This is a genomic window from Luteimonas sp. A649 (assembly GCF_054072735.1).
This window is the reverse complement of the sequence record NZ_JBSVRQ010000001.1, coordinates 1,148,490-1,167,941: the sequence shown is the minus strand read 5'-3', so window position 1 is coordinate 1,167,941 and position 19,452 is coordinate 1,148,490. Positions and strand designations below refer to the sequence as shown.

The 19,452-nt window shown below is 68.0% G+C and carries 20 protein-coding genes; 6 read left to right on the top strand and 14 right to left on the bottom strand.

Features of this window, described 5'->3' with window-relative positions:
- Positions 1-87 precede the first annotated feature (87 nt).
- From ACW5E8_RS05485 to ndk, 4 genes are all read right to left on the bottom strand, one after another.
- Positions 88-903, bottom strand: a complete 816-nt coding sequence (locus ACW5E8_RS05485) for a helix-turn-helix domain-containing protein (protein ID WP_456964461.1) — start codon at positions 901-903, stop codon at positions 88-90.
- Entirely contained in the window at positions 900-1,691 is a 792-nt protein-coding gene (gene pilW / locus ACW5E8_RS05480) for a type IV pilus biogenesis/stability protein PilW (protein WP_456965249.1), read from the bottom strand. The genes ACW5E8_RS05485 and pilW overlap by 4 nt, the downstream gene beginning before the upstream one ends.
- A 10-nt stretch (positions 1,692-1,701) precedes the next feature.
- A complete protein-coding gene (gene rlmN, locus ACW5E8_RS05475) occupies positions 1,702-2,856 on the bottom strand; it encodes a 23S rRNA (adenine(2503)-C(2))-methyltransferase RlmN (protein ID WP_456964460.1) in 1,155 nt (384 codons plus the stop codon).
- An 83-nt stretch (positions 2,857-2,939) separates the two neighbouring features.
- Positions 2,940-3,365 (bottom strand): nucleoside-diphosphate kinase, encoded by a 426-nt coding sequence (ndk, locus tag ACW5E8_RS05470; protein WP_456964459.1) that lies wholly within the window; start codon positions 3,363-3,365, stop codon positions 2,940-2,942.
- Between the two features lie 220 nt (positions 3,366-3,585).
- On the opposite strand from ndk, the gene ACW5E8_RS05465 reads away from it, so the two are divergent.
- The 3 genes from ACW5E8_RS05465 to ACW5E8_RS05455 are packed head-to-tail and all read left to right on the top strand — an operon-like array spanning position 3,586 to position 7,839.
- Positions 3,586-4,203: a TetR/AcrR family transcriptional regulator gene (locus ACW5E8_RS05465; protein WP_456964458.1), complete on the top strand. Its 618-nt coding sequence runs from the start codon at positions 3,586-3,588 to the stop codon at positions 4,201-4,203.
- Positions 4,204-4,233: 30 nt separating this feature from the next.
- A complete protein-coding gene (locus ACW5E8_RS05460; RefSeq protein ID WP_456964457.1) occupies positions 4,234-6,606 on the top strand; it encodes a 3-hydroxyacyl-CoA dehydrogenase/enoyl-CoA hydratase family protein in 2,373 nt (790 codons plus the stop codon).
- Between the two features lie 27 nt (positions 6,607-6,633).
- The gene (locus ACW5E8_RS05455; RefSeq protein WP_456964456.1) at positions 6,634-7,839 is read left to right on the top strand and encodes an acetyl-CoA C-acyltransferase; all 1,206 of its coding nucleotides are present in this window, start codon (positions 6,634-6,636) and stop codon (positions 7,837-7,839) included.
- A 75-nt stretch (positions 7,840-7,914) separates the two neighbouring features.
- Here the strand turns inward: ACW5E8_RS05455 and ACW5E8_RS05450 are convergent, their stop codons facing one another.
- The 10 genes from ACW5E8_RS05450 to cmk form a co-directional block, all read right to left on the bottom strand.
- Complete coding sequence (locus ACW5E8_RS05450) at positions 7,915-8,511, bottom strand: hypothetical protein (protein ID WP_456964455.1); 597 nt, start codon at positions 8,509-8,511, stop codon at positions 7,915-7,917.
- A gap of 188 nt (positions 8,512-8,699) precedes the next feature.
- Positions 8,700-9,227, bottom strand: a complete 528-nt coding sequence (locus ACW5E8_RS05445; protein ID WP_456964454.1) for a hypothetical protein — start codon at positions 9,225-9,227, stop codon at positions 8,700-8,702.
- 121 nt (positions 9,228-9,348) lie between these two features.
- A complete protein-coding gene (galU, locus tag ACW5E8_RS05440; protein ID WP_456964453.1) occupies positions 9,349-10,242 on the bottom strand; it encodes a UTP--glucose-1-phosphate uridylyltransferase GalU in 894 nt (297 codons plus the stop codon).
- The gene (locus ACW5E8_RS05435) at positions 10,239-12,149 is read right to left on the bottom strand and encodes a polysaccharide biosynthesis protein (protein ID WP_456964452.1); all 1,911 of its coding nucleotides are present in this window, start codon (positions 12,147-12,149) and stop codon (positions 10,239-10,241) included. Before ACW5E8_RS05435 ends, galU begins: the two co-directional genes overlap by 4 nt.
- On the bottom strand, positions 12,150-13,172 hold the full coding sequence (locus ACW5E8_RS05430; protein WP_456964451.1) for an MraY family glycosyltransferase: 1,023 nt from the start codon (positions 13,170-13,172) through the stop codon (positions 12,150-12,152).
- Positions 13,173-13,177: 5 nt separating this feature from the next.
- Complete coding sequence (gene lapB, locus ACW5E8_RS05425; protein WP_456964450.1) at positions 13,178-14,356, bottom strand: lipopolysaccharide assembly protein LapB; 1,179 nt, start codon at positions 14,354-14,356, stop codon at positions 13,178-13,180.
- A 1-nt stretch (position 14,357) separates the two neighbouring features.
- Positions 14,358-14,612, bottom strand: a complete 255-nt coding sequence (locus tag ACW5E8_RS05420) for a lipopolysaccharide assembly protein LapA domain-containing protein (RefSeq protein WP_456964449.1) — start codon at positions 14,610-14,612, stop codon at positions 14,358-14,360.
- A gap of 46 nt (positions 14,613-14,658) precedes the next feature.
- Entirely contained in the window at positions 14,659-14,961 is a 303-nt protein-coding gene (locus ACW5E8_RS05415; RefSeq protein ID WP_132986146.1) for an integration host factor subunit beta, read from the bottom strand.
- Between the two features lie 69 nt (positions 14,962-15,030).
- Positions 15,031-16,719, bottom strand: a complete 1,689-nt coding sequence (gene rpsA, locus ACW5E8_RS05410) for a 30S ribosomal protein S1 (RefSeq protein ID WP_456964448.1) — start codon at positions 16,717-16,719, stop codon at positions 15,031-15,033.
- Between the two features lie 164 nt (positions 16,720-16,883).
- Entirely contained in the window at positions 16,884-17,567 is a 684-nt protein-coding gene (gene cmk, locus ACW5E8_RS05405) for a (d)CMP kinase (protein ID WP_456964447.1), read from the bottom strand.
- Between the two features lie 129 nt (positions 17,568-17,696).
- Here cmk and ykgO point away from each other — a divergent pair, with 129 nt between their 5' ends.
- The 3 genes from ykgO to ACW5E8_RS05390 all read left to right on the top strand — a co-directional run bounded on the left by ykgO (position 17,697) and on the right by ACW5E8_RS05390 (position 19,395).
- A complete protein-coding gene (ykgO, locus tag ACW5E8_RS05400; RefSeq protein WP_010342887.1) occupies positions 17,697-17,822 on the top strand; it encodes a type B 50S ribosomal protein L36 in 126 nt (41 codons plus the stop codon).
- Between the two features lie 210 nt (positions 17,823-18,032).
- Positions 18,033-18,359, top strand: a complete 327-nt coding sequence (locus ACW5E8_RS05395; protein WP_456964446.1) for a hypothetical protein — start codon at positions 18,033-18,035, stop codon at positions 18,357-18,359.
- 4 nt (positions 18,360-18,363) lie between these two features.
- The gene (locus ACW5E8_RS05390; RefSeq protein WP_456964445.1) at positions 18,364-19,395 is read left to right on the top strand and encodes an agmatine deiminase family protein; all 1,032 of its coding nucleotides are present in this window, start codon (positions 18,364-18,366) and stop codon (positions 19,393-19,395) included.
- The last annotated feature ends 57 nt before the right edge of the window (positions 19,396-19,452 follow it).

Below are 19,452 nucleotides of genomic sequence, written 5' to 3'. Positions count from 1 at the left end.
GGACACCGGAATGGGAACGGCCCGCGAACGGGCCGCCGGTTTCATGCGCCGGGCCCGGTCCGGGCCGCCGCAGCCGCTGCGCCGGGCTCAGTGCCCTGGGGGCGCCAGCGAACCGTCAGAGGATACCGTAAAGCGGGCGACGTTCGCCCGCAGGTATGGGGAAATGTCCAGTTCGACGCCGTTGCGGCGCACTTCCACGGAGCCGGCGTTGCCCAGCACGACGCCGCCCACCTCGCCCGAGCCGAAGGCGCGCACGGTGCCGGCGCGCAGCAGGGTCTGCTCCACCACGCTGCCGTCCGGGGCGGTGATCTCGATCCAGCTGTCGTCGCCAAGCCGCAACTCCAGCCCGGAGGCCGGCGGCGGAACGACGAGTGCGGGCCGCTGCGCGACCGGAGCCATCGAGGCCACCAGCGGCGTGGGCGCGCGGGGGCCTTGTACGACCGCCGCACCGGGAATGTCCGCGGGCACGTCGAGCGAGCCCGATACGGTGTCCTGCTGCGTCAGGTGCGGCTGGGTACCGAACCAGACCGGCAGGGCAATGGCGGCGGTGATCACCACGTAGACCAGCCGGCGAGCCGACTGTTCGGCAATGATCCGCATCCGCGGAACATAGGTACGCGGGGTGAGCTCGGCCGGGCGGATCGGAGCGATCCCGGATGCGATGTGCACCGTGTCGGTGACCAGGCCCAGCAGGCGCCCGTAGCTGCGCAGCTGGCCCCGGATGAAGACCGGTGCGCCCAGGCGACTCCAGTCCTCGGCTTCCAGCGATTCCACCACGCGCACCGGCATTTTCAGGCGCGTGGCGACGTCCTGCACGGACAGGCCCGCGGCTTCACGTGCCGCGCGAAGGCGTTGGCCGCAGCCTTGGTTGGCATCGGTCGTATTCTGGTCTGGCGGCATCATCGTGAACTGCTGTCCCCGGGCAGCACTGCCTGCGTTTGCGGAAATTCCGTCCGCAAACGCTGAACATAACGAGCGGCGGCAGCCTTGTCGCCGAGCTTTTCCTCGATCTGTGACGCAAGTAGTAACGCGGCGGGCGTGGACCGACCCGCATCGAGGCGGCGCTGGGAAAACGCGCGCGCCTCGAAGTACTCCCCTTGCCCGTAAAGATGCCGCGCCAGCGCTTCAAGTGCAACGGTATTCACCGGGTCCAGCCCGAGCGCGGCACGCAGGTCGCGTTCGGCCCGGCCCGGCTGCCCTCCGTCCGCGGCGCAGGCGCCGGCATTGGCCAGCGCCGAGGCCGGGTGGGCGTAGCTGCGGTCGGCCAGCGCGCGGTCGAACCACGCCAACGATTCGTCCGCGCGACCGTTGAGGCAGAGCCAGCCGCCGTAGTTGTTGAGCGCGGGACCGGACGCCGGCGCCAGCTCGGCAGCCTTCCGGTAGTGCTCCCCGGCGGTCCCCGCGCGACCTTGCCGTTCGAGCGCCAGGGCCAGCAGGGTGTGGGCGAGTTCGCTGCGATCGTCGATCTTCAGCGCCTTGCGGGCCTCGGCCTCGGCGTCCGCCGCTCGGCCCTGGTTCAGGGCCTGCTCGCCGCGCAGCAGGTGGACATGCACGCTACCGGCGCGGCTGTCGCCGCCGCTGAAGTCATAGGTCGCAGCGACCTGTTCCGAATCACCACGCGCGGCGCTGGGCTTGATGAACGTCATCCGCGAACAGCCCGTGGCGAAGACCGCGGACGCCACCATCGACACCACCATGAGGTCACGCCCGCGCATTGCTCCCCTCCCCGCCCGCCTCGAGGGTCCGGCGGAAGTCGGCCTGGCGCCGGGTGCGGTCGGCGACCTGGCCCTTCAATTGCCCGCAGGCGGCATCGATATCGTCGCCGCGGGTGCGGCGCACCGGCGCGATCATGCCGGCGCTGTTGAGCAGTTTCTGAAAGGTCCGGATCACCGCCTCGTCGGGGCGCGCGTAGCGCGTGCCCGGGAACGGGTTGAACGGGATCAGGTTGATCTTGGCGGCGTCCTTCATCTGTACCGCGCGATCGAAGGCGCGCAGCAGCTGGACCAGTTCGAGCGCGTGCTCCGGCTGGTCGTTGACGTCCTTCATCAAGGTGTATTCGAACGTCACCGACTCGCCCTTCTTGCGCAGCGCATAGCGCACGCAGGCGGCCATGAGTTCGGCAATCGGGTACTTCTTGTTGAGCGGCACCAACGTGGTACGCAGCGCATCGTTGGGTGCATGCAGCGAGACCGCCAGCGACACGTCGCTCTCTTCCGCCAGGCGGTCGATCATCGGCACCATGCCGGCGGTCGACAGCGTCACGCGCTTGTTGGCCAGTCCGTAGCCCAGGTCGTCGCGCATCACGCTCATGGCGCGCACGACGTTGTCGAAATTCGCCAGCGGCTCGCCCATTCCCATCATCACCACGTTGGTCAGGCGGCGCTGCTTGTGGGGGATATTGCCGAGGTGCTTCGCCGCCACCCAGACCTGGCCGATGATCTCGGCGGTCGACAGGTTGCGGTTGAAGCCCTGGGTCGCGGTGGAGCAGAAGGTGCAGTTGAGCGCGCAGCCCACCTGCGAGGAGACGCACAGCGTGCCGCGCCCCTTGTCGGGGATGTAGACGGTCTCGATGGCGTTCTTGCCATCCATGCCCAGCAGCCACTTGTGGGTGCCGTCGGTCGAAGGTTTGTCGAAATGCACCTGCGGCACGATCACTTCCGCGCGCTCCTGCAGCTTGGCGCGCAGCGCCTTGCCGAGGTCCGTCATCTCGTCGAAATCCGTGACGTGGCGATGGTGGATCCACTTCATCACCTGGTGCGCACGGAAACGCTTCTCGCCGAGCTGGTCGGCGAAAAACTGTTCCAGCCCCGCGCGATCGAGGTCAAGGAGGTTCTGCTTGGGGGTTGCTTCGGTCACGGGCCTTCAGAAGGTCAAGAGCATTTGCCACGGATGACGCGGATCAAGAGCGCGTTTATCCGCGTCAATCCGTGGCAAAAAAATCAACGCGTGTAGACGTCGGTCGAGGGGAAGAAGTACGCGATTTCGACGGCGGCGGTCTCGGCGGCGTCGGAGCCATGCACGGCGTTGGCGTCGATCGAGTCGGCGAAGTCGGCGCGGATCGTGCCCGGCGCGGCGTCCTTCGGGTTGGTCGCACCCATCAGGTCGCGGTGCTTGAGGACAGCGCCCTCGCCCTCGAGGACCTGGATCATCACCGGACCGCTGATCATGAACTCGACCAGGGCGTTGAAGAACGGACGCTCGCGGTGCACGGCGTAGAAGCCTTCGGCCTCGGCGCGCGACAGGTGCTTCATCTTCGAGGCGGCGATTTTCAGGCCGGCCTTTTCGAAACGGGAATAGATTTCGCCGATGACGTTCTTGGCGACGGCATCGGGCTTGATGATGGACAGGGTGCGCTCCAGCGCCATGGGATTCTCCGGATTGCGGGGCCGGCCATCCAGGGCACGGCGCCCAAGGTAACAGAAAAACCCACGCCGGGGCGCGGGTTTAGCCGACAAGGCTGGAGTAATTCTAACGGATCGAACACGCTGCCTGCACGGGTTTTTGCAATGACTCGTCGTTGACCGGCGACCGCGCCTGCCCCTAGTATCCAAACAAGCGTTTGATTCAGGCAGGCCGCACCGCCCCATGGCAAGCAACCAGTTTTCGACCAAGGACCGGATCCTCGGCGCCGCCGAAGAGCTGTTCGCCCAGCACGGCTTCGGCGGCACATCCCTGCGCCAGGTGACCGGCCGCGCCGACGTCAATATCGCTGCGGTCAACTACCACTTCGGAAGCAAGGAGAACCTCATCAACGAGGTCTTCCGCCGGCGCATGGACGAGATGAGCGGGCAGCGGCTGACGATGCTGGAACAGGCCCGCAGGAACCATCCGGGGGAGCTGGAGTCGGTGTTGTCCGCCTTCGTCGAGCCGGCCCTGGCGCTGGCCCGCGACCGCCAGGGCGGCGTGGCCTTCATCCGGGTGATCGCCCGCGCCTATGCCGAGAAGAATGACGGGCTGCGCAAGTTCCTGTCGGAGCAATACGGCCACGTGCCGCGCGAGTTCGCGCGTGCCATCGGCGAATGCGTGCCCCACCTGGACAAGGAGCAGCTGTATTGGCGGCTGGACTTCCTTTCCGGCGCCCTGACCTATGCCATGTCCGATTTCGGACTGATCAAGCGACCCGCCGGGGTCAGCGAGATCGCCCACCGCAAGCGCGCGGCGGAAGAGCTGATCCGCTTCACGTCCGCCGGGATCAAGAGCTGAATAACTTTATGTACCAAGGAGTTACAAAACATGTCTGAGAAACTGCTTGTGCGCCGCGCCGCAGTCCTCGGCGCCGGTGTGATGGGAGCCCAGATCGCTGCCCAACTCACCAATGCCGGCGTCGACACCGTGCTGTTCGACCTCCCGGCCAAGGAGGGCGAGCCCAACGGCATCGTCAATCGCGCGATCGCCAACCTCGGCAAGCTCAGCCCCGCGCCGCTGGCCTCGAAGTCGCTGGCCGCGGCCATCACGCCCGCCAACTACGAGCTGGGACTGAAGCGGCTCAAGGACTGCGACCTCGTGATCGAGGCCATCGCCGAGCGCATGGACTGGAAGCAGGACCTCTATGAGAAGATCGCGCCCTTCGTGGCCGACCACGCCGTGCTGGCGAGCAACACCTCGGGCCTGGGCATCAACAAGCTGGCCGAGGTGCTGCCGGAAAAGCTGCGCTCGCGCTTCTGCGGCGTGCACTTCTTCAATCCGCCGCGTTACATGCACCTTGCCGAACTGATCCCGGCGCGCACCACCGACAAGGCGGTGCTGAAGGGGCTCGAGACCTTCCTGACCACGACGCTGGGCAAGGGCGTGGTCTATGCCCGCGACACGCCGAACTTCATCGGCAACCGCATCGGCGTGTTCTCGATCCTGGCCACCATCCACCACACGGCCGAAACCGGCCTGGGCTTCGACGAGGTCGATGCGCTGACCGGCCCCCTCGCCGGGCGGCCGAAGTCGGCGACCTACCGCACGTCCGACGTGGTCGGCCTGGACACCATGGCCCACGTCATCAAGACCATGGCCGACACCCTGCCCGACGACCCCTGGCACAAGTACTTCAAATCGCCGAAGTGGCTTGCGGGCCTGGTGGAGAAGGGCGCGCTGGGCCAGAAGGCCGGCGCCGGCATCTTCCGCAAAGTCGGCAAGGACATCATGGTCCTGGACCTGGAGAAGCAGGACTATCGCCCCGCCGACCGCAAGGCCGCCGACGAGGTCGTCGAGATCCTGAAGACGAAGGATCCGGTGGCGAAGTTCGCGGCCCTGCGCGCAAGCGACCACCCGCAGGCGAAATTCCTGTGGGCGGTGTTCCGCGACCTGTTCCACTACTCCGCCTACCACCTGGCCGACATCGCCGAGACCGCGCGCGACGTCGACCTCGCCATCCGCTGGGGCTACGGCTGGTCGCTCGGACCGTTCGAGACCTGGCAGGCCGCCGGCTGGAAGCAGGTGGCGCAATGGATCGCCGACGACATCGTCGCCGGTCGCGCCATGAGCAACGCGCCGCTGCCCGACTGGGTGTTCGACGGCCGCGACGGCGTGCACTCGGCCGAAGGCAGCTACAGCCCCGGCAAGAACGCCCGCCTGCCCCGCTCCGCCCTGCCCGTCTACAAGCGCCAGCGCTTCCCGGACCCGCTGCTTGGAGAGACGTTCTCCAAGGGTGAGACGGTATTCGAGAACGACGGCATCCGCATGTGGACCGACGGCGACGACATCGCCGTGGCCTCGTTCAAGACCAAGATGCACACCGTCTCCGACCATGTGCTGGACGGCCTGCAGGAAGCGGTTGCACGCGCCGAACGCGACTTTGCCGGCCTGGTGATCTGGCAGCCGAAGGAGCCCTTCTCCGCCGGTGCCGATCTCGCCGGCGCCCTGGGCCTGCTACAGGCCGGGAAGGCGGACGCGTTCGAGGCGATGGTCGCCAACTTCCAGGCGACCAGCCAGCGGATCAAGTACTCGCTGGTGCCGGTGGTGTCCGCGGTGCGCGGCCTGGCGCTGGGCGGCGGCTGCGAGTTCCAGATGCACTCGGCGCGAACGGTCGCGCATCTCGAGAGCTACATCGGCCTGGTCGAGGCTGGCGTGGGCCTGCTGCCGGCCGGCGGCGGGCTGAAGGAGCTGGCGGTACGCGCCTCCGACGCCGCGGGCGCGAACGGTGACGTGTTCGCCGAGCTGAAGGGCGTGTTCGAAACGGTGGCGATGGCCAAGGTCTCCGCCTCCGCGATGGAGGCGAAGGAGCTCGGCCTGCTGCGCGCCGGCGACCAGGTGGTGTTCAACGCCCACGAGATGCTGCACGTGGCCCGTGTCCAGGCGCGCGCACTGGCCGATGCCGGCTACCGCCCGCCGATGCCGGCGCGACGCGTGCGCGTGGTCGGCGACGTGGGCATCGCCACCTTCCGCATGCTGCTGGAGAACATGCTCGAAGGCCGCTTCATCAGCGAATACGACTACGAGATCGCCACCCGCATCGCCACCGTCGTCAGCGGCGGCGACGTCGACCGCAATGCCCTGGTCGACGAGGAGTGGCTGCTGCGCCTGGAGCGCCAGCACTTCGTGGAGCTCGCGCAGCAGGAGAAGACGCAGGCGCGTATCGCGCACATGCTCAAGACCGGCAAGCCGCTGCGCAACTGACGCGACCGACGACAAGAGGACAACCCAATGAGCAAGCAGATCCAGGACGCCTACATCGTCGCCGCCACCCGCACCCCGGTGGGCAAGGCGCCCAAGGGCGTGTTCCGCAACACCCGGCCCGATGACATGCTGGCCCACGTGCTGAAGGCCGTGGTCGCGCAGGCACCGGGCATCGACGTCAACCGCATCGACGATGCAATCATCGGCTGCGCCATGCCCGAGGGCGAGCAGGGCATGAACGTGGCGCGCATCGGCGTGCTGCTGGCCGGCCTGCCCGACACGGTGGCCGCACAGACCATCAACCGGTTCTGCTCCTCCGGCCTGCAGGCCGTGGCCCTGGCCGCGGACCAGATCCGCCTGGGCAATGCCGACCTGGTGCTGGCCGGCGGCACCGAGAGCATGAGCATGGTGCCGATGATGGGCAACAAGGTCGCGCTGTCCCCGGCCGTGTTCCGCGACGACCACGTCGCCATCGCCTACGGCATGGGCATCACCGCGGAGAAGGTGGCCGAGGAGTGGAAGGTCTCGCGCGAGGACCAGGACGCCTTCGCCCTCGCCTCGCACCAGAAGGCGCTGGCCGCGCAGAAGGCCGGCGAGTTCCGCGACGAGATCTCGGCGCTGGAAGTGGTCTCCCGCCAGCCCGACCTGGGCGGCAACGCCGTGCGCCTGAAGAAGCTGCTGGTCGAGCACGATGAAGGCCCGCGTGCCGACACTTCGATCGAAGGCCTGGCGAAGCTGCGCACGGTGTTCCGCAACGGGCAGTTCGGAGGTTCGGTCACCGCGGGCAACTCATCGCAGATGAGCGACGGCGCGGGTGCCGTGCTGGTGGCTTCCGAGCAGGCGATCAAGGACTACGGCCTGACGCCGCTGGCGCGCTTCGTCTCGTTCTCGGTCGCCGGCGTGCGTCCGGAAGTGATGGGCATCGGCCCGATCGCCGCGATCCCGAAGGCGCTCAAGCAGGCCGGACTCACGAAGGACCAGCTTGACTGGATCGAGCTCAACGAGGCCTTCGCGGCCCAGGCCCTGGCCGTCATCCGTGACTCGGGCCTGGATCCCGACAAGGTCAATCCGCTGGGCGGCGCGATCGCTCTGGGCCATCCACTGGGCGCAACCGGCGCGGTGCGCACCGCGACCATCGTCCATGGCATGCGCCGTCGCCAGCAGAAGTACGGCATGGTCACCATGTGCATCGGTACCGGCATGGGCGCCGCCGGGATATTCGAAGCCCTGTAACGGCGAAGGGGACGCCACGGCGTCCCCTTCCCTGCCTGCCGCGGCGCACTGCGGCAGTCGCGTCTTTCGCCACGCTCAGCGTGCGCGGCCGTAGATCTCCACGCCCATGCTGCCGTCGGGATTGCGTTTACGCGACACCACGGAGTTGGGCATCGAACTGCCCACGCTCGACATGTAGACGAGGATCCAGTCCTCGGCCTTGCCATTGCTTTCAAACTCGCCGTTGATCCGGCACATGCTGCTGCGGCAGTCGATGCTGAGGCTCCTGGGCTGGGCCCCGGCGACTTCGAATCCCGGCTGGTTGGCCACGTCCTTGAGTTCGCTTTCCTTCTGCGGCGCCCAGGCCGGGTCCACCTGCTCGCTTGCATAGCGCTGCGCCGACTGTTCGCGCAGCTCGCTGATACGCGCCTCGTGGTCGCGCCGCATCTGCGCGCGGCGCGCGACGTGGTCACCGCGCAGGTCCTCGGCCGACTGGCCGCGGCCGGCGTCGCCGGGGGAGACGGGAGGGGCCGGTGGCGGCGCGATGGCCGCGTCTGCCGGGGCGTCCTGCGCGGCCACGTTGGCATCGTCCAGCGTGGCCTTGTCGCGGCCGCGAAGGACGAAGGTGCCTGCCACCACGGCCAGCACCACGACCGTCGCGACGACGAGGGGGATCCTGTTGCTTGGTTTCATGTTCTGGGATTACCTGGTTCAGTCGTGTCTGTCCGTCGGCCCGCCGGCGAGGGGCAGGTGCGCCATGCGCACCGCCACATCATGCAACCGCATGCTCGGGCACGGCAACGGTGCATTTCCCGGAGGCCAAAAAAAGGGTGCCGGTCTCCCGGCACCCTTGATGCAACTAAAGCCGCGACGGTCGATGATCAGACCGGGCCGGCACCTTCCCACCAGATGTAGGTGTCGTTGATGCCGACGCCCGCCGGGAGGTTGCAGCTGATCGCGATCAGGCTGTATTCCATGCCACCAGCTTCGAAGTCCGTGTCGTACCAGAACAGGTTGCCCTCTTCCGGATCGGCGCTTTCGTTGGGGACCACGACCGAGAACGAAACGTACTCGTTTTCGCCGCCGGCGTAGCCGGTCACTGCGGTGCAGGAGACCTCGGCGTCGGCGCCGCTGAAGTTGGAGAAATACGTATCCAGCAGGATCGCCGAATTGTTGAGAGCCGCAGCACCGTCGAATGCGAAGGCGCAGGTGATGAAGGTGGCTGCGTCGCCCTCGTTCTGGACCGCGAGCGGACGCTTGCGGATCAGGGTGTCGAACACGGGCAGCGCGCTCTGGCAGCGTGCAGCCGGCTGCGACGAGTTCGCGTGGTATTCCTGCGCAGTGGCGGGGATGCTGTAAGCGGCTGCGACGGCGAGCGTCAGGCCCGCAATAGTTGTTGCAAGCTTCATGAAGCGGTCTCTCCCTAGGTGATGTGTGTCAAGCGATGCGGGGCACACTTACCGTCCCCCTCCTGACCGAACGAATATACCCCTGCCTTCCGGCTGATGTCACCCATCTGGCAGGAGGCGGTCATGAATCCACCACACCGAGCTCGGCCAGGGCCTCGCGCATGAAGCCCTGGGCCGCTTCGCTCAGCTTCTCGTGGTCCAGGGCGTAGCGGATCGTGGCCTCGATGAGGCCGATATGGGTGCCGCAGTCGAAGCGCGTGCCCTGGAATCGGTATGCGAGCACCGGCTCCTCGGCCAGCAGTGCCGAGATCGCGTCGGTGAGCTGGATCTCGCCACCCGCGCCGGGTCGCGTGGTCTCGAGCAGGTCGAAGATCCGCGGCGAGAGCACGTAGCGCCCGACCACGGCCAGGTTGCTGGGGGCATCGGCAGGCGCCGGCTTCTCGACCATCGCCGTGATACGGCCACGGCGGTCGCTGAATGCGTCGGTGGCCACGATGCCGTAGCTCGACACCTGTTCATGCGGGACCGCCTGGGTGGCGATCACGCTGGCACCCGTGGACTCGGCCACGTCGGCCATCTGCCGCAGCGCGCCGGGGCCCTTGTTCCAGATCAGGTCGTCGGGGAGGATCACCGCGAAGGGCTCGTTGCCCACGACCGGTTTCGCACACAGCACTGCGTGCCCCAGACCCAGCGCCTCGGCCTGGGTCACGAAGACTGCGCGCACGCCCCGCGGCAGCACGTTGCGCACCACCTCGAGCAGTTCATCCTTGCCCGCCGCCTCGAGCTTCTGCTCGAGTTCGTAGGCCTTGTCGAAGTAGTCGGCCACCGCGTGCTTGTAGCGGTTGGTGATGAAGACCAGGGTGTCGCAGCCGGCATCGATCGCCTCGTCGACGGCGTACTGGATGAGCGGCCGGTCGACGATCGGCAGCATCTCCTTGGGAACGCTCTTGGTGACCGGCAGGAAACGGGTGCCGAGTCCGGCGACGGGAAATACGGCCTTGCGGATGCGTGTCATGTCCTGCGTGCGTTCCTCGCTGGGAAGGCGACCACGGTGGCGGCCTCGGGGGTCTTGTACGCCTCCAGGGGCGCGAACTCGGGCACCGATTCCCGGAGCACCAGTCCCAGGGTGTCCAGGTCGTAGCCGGCGACCGCCTCGCGCATCCGGGCGATCGCGAATTCGATCCGCTCCGCTGACACGCTGCGCGCATCGGCCTGCAGGATCTTCGGGTGCGACGTGGGCCGGTAGCGCTCGTCGGCGTGGAAGAGGGTCTCGTGCAGCTTCTCGCCGGGACGCAGGCCGGTGTAGACGATGGCGATGTCGCGGCCGGGCTGCTTTCCGGCCAGCGTGATCATCTGCTCCGCGAGGAGTCGGATCGACACCGGCTCGCCCATGTCGAGGGTATAGACGGCCTGCAGCGAGCCTATCGCGACCGCCTGCAGGATCAGCTGGCAGGCCTCCGGGATGGTCATGAAGTAGCGGGTGACCTCCGGGTCGGTGACCGTCACCGGCCCGCCCTGGCGGATCTGGGCACGGAACAGGGGCACCACGCTTCCGGCGGAGTCGAGCACGTTGCCAAAGCGCACCGTCACGAACCGGGTGTCCTCGGGCCCCGTCATCGCCTGGCAGATCATCTCCGCCAGGCGCTTGGTCGCTCCGAGCACGTTCACCGGATCGACGGCCTTGTCGGTGGAAATCAGCACGAAGGTGCCGACGCCCGCGGCGCGTGCCTCGCGGGCCACGGTGGCGGTGGCCAGCACGTTGTTGCGTACGGCCTCGCGCAGCTGGGATTCGAGCACCGGCACCTGCTTGTACGCCGCCGCGTGGAAGATCGCTTCGGGCTGCGACAGCGATAGCGCGTGCCGGATGACCGCCGGATCGCCACAGTCGCCGAGCACCGGCACGCATTCGATCTGCGGGAAGTCGCGACGCAGCTCGCCCTGGGTCGTGGCCAGGGCCAGCTCATCGATCTCGATCAGGGTGATCTGCTGGGCACCGTGGCGCGCGCACTGGCGGCACAGCTCCGCACCGATCGAACCGCCCGCGCCGGTAACCAGCACGCTGCGTCCGCCCAGCCAGCCGCGGATGGCCTTCCAGTCGGGGGTGACCGGCTTGCGGCCAAGCAGATCCTCGATCGCGACTTCCTTCAATTCGCCGGGCAGCGATCGGCCTTCGAGCAGATCGTTGAGCCGGGGCACCGTGCGGAACGGCAGGCCGGTGCGCTCGCAGGCCGCGACCACGCGCCGCATCTCCGTCGCATCCAGCGAGGGCATCGCGATCACCAGCAGCTTGGCGGCGGTTTCCGGTGCGATGCGGCTGACGTCCTCGATCCGGCCCAGCACCGGCAGGCCCTGCAGGTAGCTGCCACGCAGCTTCGCTGCATCGTCGAGGAAGCCGACGGGCTGGTAGGCGCCGACCCGTCGCAGGTCGCGGACCAGGGCTTCGCCCGCCTGCCCGGCACCCAGGATCAGCACCCGCAGCGCGGACTTGTCGGTCCGCTCGTTGCCGTGGTCCTTCCATGCGCGGTACAGCAGGCGCGGCATGCCCAGCAACGCGGACAGCACGACCGGATAGGCCAGCATCACCGTGCGTGGCACCTGCCCGGCGCGGTCGAACACGAAGAACAGCAGGGGCAGGATGGCGAGCAGCCCGAACAGGCTGGCCTTCACGATGTTCACGAGGTCGGGGATGCTGGCGAAGCGCCAGACGCCGCGGTACAGACCGACCTGCCAGAAGATCAGGCCCTGCACGATCAGGATCAGCAGCATCTCCGGCGACAGCAGCGCCGCGCTGGCCGTGGTATCCAGGGTCGAATGCCGGAAATAGTTGAGCCCGGCCCACGCCGCCCACACCATGAACAGATCGTGCACGATCACTGCCGCGCGCGGCAGGCCGTTCCGGATCCGGTCACTCAGGCTGATCATCTACTCGCACTTCCTGTCTGGTGGGGGCCAGTTGCTCGTGATGATGCGCCAAGCCAATGTTCCAACGGCGCCGCAGCTCCCGGCGGCGGCCATTCTAGCCGTTAGACCCTGCCCGTTGACCGCACAGGCCAAGGCGATGGCTGCCAGGGTCCACCCTCCATAGGCAAGCGTCACCGGCACGTGCGACCCGAACCCCGCGGCCAAGCGCTGGTAGGCGTGCCCCACATGGGCGGTCCACCAGCGCTCGCGGCGGACGATGCGCCCAGCCAGCGTCAAGGCCGCGTCAATGAGGAATGCGGAGACCGGCAGGAAGAGCAGCGGGAGCAGGCCGGTGCCGCCTTCCGGCGGATCCTGAAGCAGTAGCAGGGCCCCGAGCACGGTCAGCGCGAAGCCCAGCACGCCGCTGCCCACGTCGCCAAGGAAGATCCTCGCGCGCGGGAAGTTGAACGGCAGGAAGCCCAGGCATGCAGCGGCCAAGGCGAGTGCTGGCAGCGCTGCCGGGGACAACCCCGACAGCAGCGCGAAGCCCAGGGCGGCCAGTGCCGCCTGGCTGGCGGCCAGCCCGTTGATGCCGTCCATGAAGTTCCAGACGTTGACCATGACCGGCACGCCGGCCAGCGCCAGCAGCGCCAACCACGGCGCGGCGCCGGCGCCGAGGAGTCCCGCCGCCAGCACAACGCCCGCGGCCACATGCGCCACCATGCGCCACCAGGCGGAGAGCGGGCGGTGGTCATCGACGTAACCTGCAGTACCCACCAGCGCGACGCCAAGCACGGCCGCCAGGGCGAGGGTGCCGGGCAGGATTCCGCCAAGGAAGAACGCGCCGCAGGCCAGCGCCCATGCCACGGCGATCCCGATCCCGCCACCACGCGGCGTGGGCACGTCGTGGCTGCGACGCTCGCCCGGCTGGTCGAGCAGGCCGAGGCGGAGTGCGTGCCAGCGGGCCAGCCAGGCCCCTGCCCCAGCCACACCCACCACGCCCGCCAGCCAGGGCAGCGCACGGATCCAGTCGATGCCGGCCACGGGGCTCAGACCACTGCGTAGTTCAGCAGCGGCTTGATGCTGCCCCATTCCTTGCAGGAGGGGCACTGCCAGTGGTGGCTGCGCGCGCCGAAACCGCAGCGGTTGCAGCGATAGGCGGGGTTGCGGACCAGCAGCTGGTCGGTGATGTGCCGCAGTTCGTGCAGGGTCGCGGCCTCGTTGCCGCCTTCGGCGAGCGTCAGGTCGATGAGCGCCGCCTCGCCGCGGACCGAGGGCCGGTCCTTGAGCTGCTGGGCCAGGAAGCGTCGGGCCGCCGACACCCCCTCCTCCGCTTCCACCAGGCGCGTCAGCGCAAGCACCGGCGCGACACCGCGGTAGTGCTCGCTCATCTCGGTCAGGAAGGCGCGGGCGCCAGGCGAATCGCCGACGCGGTCGTAGGCCGAGCGCAGCGGCGGCAGGATCTCGGGGAGGAAGTCGGGATCGTGGCGCGCCGCGCGTTCGTAGGCGCGGATCGCTGCGGCATCGTTGCCGGCGTCGAGTTCCAGGCGGCCCTCGAGCATGCCGGCGCGCACCGAGCCGGAATCCGCGGCATAGGCGCGCGCCACCGCGGCGCGCGCGGCCTCGCGATCACCGGCCGCGCGCAGGCGTTCGGCGAGCTCGCATTCGAACTGGCCCACCAGCTTGCCCATCGGCTCGCCGGTCACCTGCTCGTAACGGGTGGCGTTCTCGATCGCCTTGGGCCAGTCGCGCTCGGCCTGGTAGATGCCGATCAGATGCTTGAGCGCCTGCGGCGCGCGCTGGTCGATGGCGGCCAGCTCGGTGAACACCGTTTCAGCACGGTCGAGCAGGCCCGAACGCATATAGTCTTCGCCCAGCGCCAGCAGTGCCTGCACCTTCTGCTGGTCGTTGAGGTCGGGGCGCTGCACCAGGCCCTGGTGCAGGCGGATCGCGCGGTCGACTTCACCGCGGCGACGGAACAGGTGGCCGAGCGCAACCTGGGTCTCGAAGGTTTCCTTGTCGAGCTCCGCGATATGCAGGAAGAGTTCGATGGCCTTGTCCGGCTGCTCGTTGAGCAGGTAGTTCAGGCCGCGGAAGTAGGTGGTGGAGAGCTTGCTGACCTGGCTGTCGCTGTGGCGCTCGCCACCGCGGCGGCCGATGACCCAGCCGCTGAGCGCCGCGATTGGCAGGAGCAGGAAGAACCAGAACCACTCGGTGATGAAGGCCATGTCAGTTCGCGTCCGTGGCGCGTGGGCGGGCCGCCTCGCTGCGCCGGCGCTGGCGCAGCGGCAACAGGACCGAGGCCATGATCGCCATCCCGCCGGCGATGGCGCCAAGCAGGAGGCTCGCCAGCAATGCCAGGCCAAGCGTCGGCCGCAGGATTGCCAGGCCGAGATCGACTTCGACCACCTGGGGATTGAGAGCACCCACCGCGACCCCGGCAACGAGGCACAGCATGGCGATGAGAATGCGGATGGGGCGCATGGGCGGCTAGCTTAGCCGGCCCGGGCCCCGCAGTCAGCTGGAGCGTTCAGTCGTCGACGGGCAGCGGCATGACGTCGCTGACGCGTTCGCGCAGTTCCTTGCCCGGCTTGAAATGGGGAACGTGCTTGCCCGGCAGCGCAACGGCCTCGCCGGTCTTCGGGTTGCGCCCCGTGCGGGGCGGACGGTAATGCAGCGAAAAACTGCCAAAACCGCGGACTTCGATGCGATCGCCGTCGGCGAGCGCGCCACCCATCATCTCCAGCAGCGTTTTCACCGCGAGGTCGACGTCGTCGGCCTTGAGGTGCCCCTGGCGCTGGGCGAGGATTTCGATGAGTTCGGACTTGGTCATGGTGCAGTGGCTGGCTCCGGACAGCCGGAGCGGCCTGGCTTGCGCCAGGCCGCCCGGATGCCGCGGTCCTTACTCGGACTTGCCGCCCAGCTGCTCGCGCAGCAGCGCGCCCAGCTTGGTGGTACCGCTGGAGGCTTCCGCCGCCGCACGGTTGTACTCGGCCAGGGTGTCGGCCACTTCGGCTTCGTCCTTGGCGCGGATCGAGAGCTGCAGCGTGCGGCCCTTGCGATCCATGCCGGTGAACTTGGCTTCGATCGTGTCGCCCACCTTCAGGTGCTGGCTGGCGTCGTCGATGCGCTCGTCCGAGATGTCGCGCGCGGCCACGTAGCCTTCCACGCCGTCGGCGATCTCGACAACCGCGCCCTTGGCATCGACTTCCTTGACGGTGCCGGTGACCTTGGTGCCGCGCGGGTGCGCCGCCATGAACTGGCCGAACGGATCCTGCTCGAGCTGCTTGACGCCCAGGCTGATGCGCTCGCGCTCCGGGTCCACCGCCAGCACCACGGCCTCCAGCGTGTCGCCCTTCTTCAGCTCGCGCGCCACGTCTTCGCCGCTGGTGTTCCAGCTCATGTCGGACAGGTGGATCAGGCCGTCGATGCCGCCGTCCAGGCCGATGAAGATGCCGAAGTCGGTGATCGACTTGATCTGGCCGTCGACCTTGTCGCCCTTCTTGTGGATGGCCGCGAAGGTCTCCCACGGGTTGGACGTGACCTGCTTGATGCCCAGAGAGATGCGGCGACGCTCTTCGTCGACGTCGAGCACCATGACCTCGATGTCGTCACCGACCTGCACGACCTTCTGCGGGTTGACGTTCTTGTTGGTCCAGTCCATCTCGGACACGTGCACCAGGCCCTCGACGCCCGGCTCGATCTCGACGAACGCGCCGTAATCGGTGACGTTGGAGACCTTGCCGAACACGCGGGTGTTGGACGGGTAGCGGCGGGCGATGTTGTCCCACGGATCCTCGCCCAGCTGCTTGAGGCCCAGGCTGACGCGGTTGCGCTCCTTGTCGTACTTGAGCACGCGCACATCCAGCTCTGCGCCCACTTCCACGACTTCGGACGGATGGCGCACGCGCTTCCAGGCCATGTCGGTGATATGCAGCAGGCCGTCGATGCCGCCGAGGTCGACGAACGCACCGTAGTCGGTCAGGTTCTTGACGACGCCCTTCAGCACGGCGCCCTCGACCAGCTTCTCCATCAGCTGCTCGCGCTCTTCCGAATGCTCGCTCTCGACCACCGCACGGCGGGAGACGACCACGTTGTTGCGCTTGCGGTCGAGCTTGATGAGCTTGAACTCGAGTTCCTTGCCTTCCAGGTACACCGGGTCGCGCACGGGGCGCACATCGACCAGCGAACCGGGCAGGAACGCGCGGACGTCCTTGATGTCGACGGTGAAGCCGCCCTTGACCTTGCCGCTGATCTTGCCGGTGACGGTCTCGTTCTTCTCGAGGGCTTCCTCGAGCTCGTCCCACACCATGGCGCGCTTGGCCTTCTCGCGCGACAGCACGGTCTCGCCGAAGCCGTTCTCGAGGGAATCGAGCGCGACCTTGACGATGTCGCCCTCGGCGACGTCGATCTCGCCGGCGTCGTTACGGAACTGTTCGATCGGCACGATGCCTTCGGACTTGAGGCCGGCGTTGATGACGACGACGTCGGTGCGCACCTGGATCACGGTGCCGGTGACGATCGAGCCCGGCTTCAGCTTGGCGAGGTTCGCCTGGCTGGCTTCGAACAGTTCTGCGAATGATTCGGTCATTGGAAAATTACTCTGTTGATGAAACAGACCGGGCAGCGCCAGGAAGCGCGTGTGGCCGGTCCACCCGTTGTCGGCGTGCGCGGGATTGCGCCTTGCCGTGAGTGCTGGTTGGAAAGGAAAATCCGCACGACGGATGTCGCACGGGGCAGTCTGCTGCAGGGGCTTCAGGCCGCGCGGCCGGGCAGGAGGGCCAGGACGCGTTCGACCACGGCGCCGATGCCCAGGCCGGTGGTATCGATGCGGACGGCGTCTTCGGCCGGTCGCAGCGGTGCCACCGCGCGGCTGGCATCGCGCGCGTCGCGGGCCAGAATCTCCCGCAGCAGACCATCCAATGTAACGGAAACCCCCTTGTCCTTCAACTGTTTATAGCGCCTTTCGGCGCGTTCCTCGGCACTTGCGGTCAGGAACACCTTCGGCCAGGCATCAGGGAAGATCACGGTGCCCATGTCACGGCCGTCCGCGACCAGGCCAGGGGCGCGGCGGAAGAGCCGCTGGCGCTCCTTGAGCGCCGAACGCACCTCGGGAATGGCGGCAATGGCCGAAGCCGCCGCGCCGGCCGTCTCCGTACGCAGCTCATCGGTGGCATCGTGGCCGTTGACCAGCACCCGCAGCTCGCCCGCATCGTCGTCACGGAAGCCGATCTCGGTGTCGAAGGCACAGCGCACCAGGGTCCCGGCGTCGCCGAGGTCCAGGTCGGCCCAACCCGCGGCCACCCCCACTGCGCGATAGAGGGCGCCGGAGTCGAGGTAATGCCAACCCAGGCGTCCGGCCACCAGGCGACTGATCGTGCCCTTGCCCGAGCCCGAGGGGCCATCGATGGTCAGGACGGGAATGGCGGCTTCGGTCATGGCGGACTCCGTGAGGGGGCGCCATTCTAGACCGGTCGAACGACGTCGCCCCGCAGGTACTTGATCCGGGATGCCCGTGCCCGCTAGAATTGCCGGCTTGTTTGCCCCAACCATTTTCCGAGGTTCGTCATGAAGGTCCTGTCCTCCCTGAAGTCGGCGAAGGCCCGTCACCGCGACTGCAAGGTCGTTCGTCGCCGTGGCAAGGTCTTCGTGATCTGCAAGTCCAACCCGCGTTTCAAGGCGCGCCAGCGCTGAGTTACGCACCGCGGCGGTCCCGCGTGCCCTGCACGCGGTGGCAGCCGAGGGACGTCCGGAAGGCCGCAGAAATGCGGCCTTCCGCGTTTCCGGCGGCCGAGTGGGCGTGACCGATCGCCCGGTTCGCTGCCCCACCCGCGCCGGTGCCCCGCGCGATCTGTTAAAAACGCTGCGGCTGCAGCCGATGCAGCGTCCACGGGGAAATCCACCATGCGCCTGTTCCTTGCACTGACCACCGCCGCCCTGCTCGCCACCGCCGGCGGTGCCGCCGCCGACACCCTGCTCATCGACCGCGTGCAGCAGCAGGCAACGGCGCCAATGCCGAGCCGCGGCATGAGCATGCCCGACGTCGAGGCGCGTTTCGGCGCACCGAGCCAACGCCTGGATCCGCGCGGAGGCCAGAAGAGCCAGTGGCCGACCATCAACCGCTGGGTGTATCCCGGCTTCACCGTGTATTTCGAGAAGAGCCGCGTGATCGACGCCGTTGCCAACCAGGCCGCGCCGGGCGAGACCGGGCCCAAGCCACCGATCCGCTGAGACGATGACCGAGAAGACCCTGCGTTTCCCCGCGGAGTGGGAGCCCCAATCCGCGATCCTCCTGGCGTGGCCGCACGCCGACACCGACTGGGCCGAGCGCCTGGGCGAAGTCGAGGACACCTACATCGCGCACGTGGCGGCGATCGCCCGCTTCCAGCGCGTGCTCATCTGCGTGGCCGACGACGACGTCGAGGCCTACGCGCGCGCCCGCCTGGCCTCCAACCGCATCGACATGGCACGGGTGGGTTTCATCACCCTGCCCTACAACGACACCTGGCTGCGCGACACGGGGCCGATCACGCTGACGGGGGGCGGCGGCTTCAGGCTGCTCGATTTCCGGTTCACCGGCTGGGGCGGCAAGTTCGAGGCCGGCGAGGACGACCTGCTAGTGCAGCGCCTGCACGATGCTGGAATCTTCTTGAACAGTTCGACGCAATCCATTGATTTCGCAATGGAAGGTGGCGCCATCGAGACTGATGGCCAGGGCAGCCTGCTGACCACTTGGCGCTGCCTGCACGAGCGCCACCCGCAGGCCACCCGGGACGAGCTCGATGCCCGACTCCGCGGCTGGCTGCGCCAGGATCGCGTGCTCTGGCTCGACCACGGCTACCTGCAGGGCGACGACACCGACGCCCATGTCGACACCCTCGCCCGCTTCGCCCCTGGCGATGCCATCGTCTTCCAGGCCTGCCACGACCCCGCCGACCCGCACCACGCCGAGCTGGCCGCGATGGGCGACGACATCGCCGCCCTGCGTACGACCGACGGCCGACCGTACCGCCTGTTCCCGCTGCCCTGGCCGAAGCCTGTGATCCACGATGGGCGCCGGCTTGCCGCGAGCTATGCCAACTACCTGGTGATCAACGGCGCCGTGCTGATGCCCGCCTATGGCGATCCGGCCGACGACGTCGCCGCGGCGGTGCTGGCCGAAGCCCACCCCGGCCGCGAAGTGGTGCAGGTGCCATGCCGCTCGCTGATCTGGCAGAACGGCAGCCTGCACTGCATCTCGATGCAGCTGCCCGCCGGACTCATCTGAGGGACAGCGCGGCCGGCCTACAATGTCCGGCTCACGCGCATCACCGCCACAGGGTCC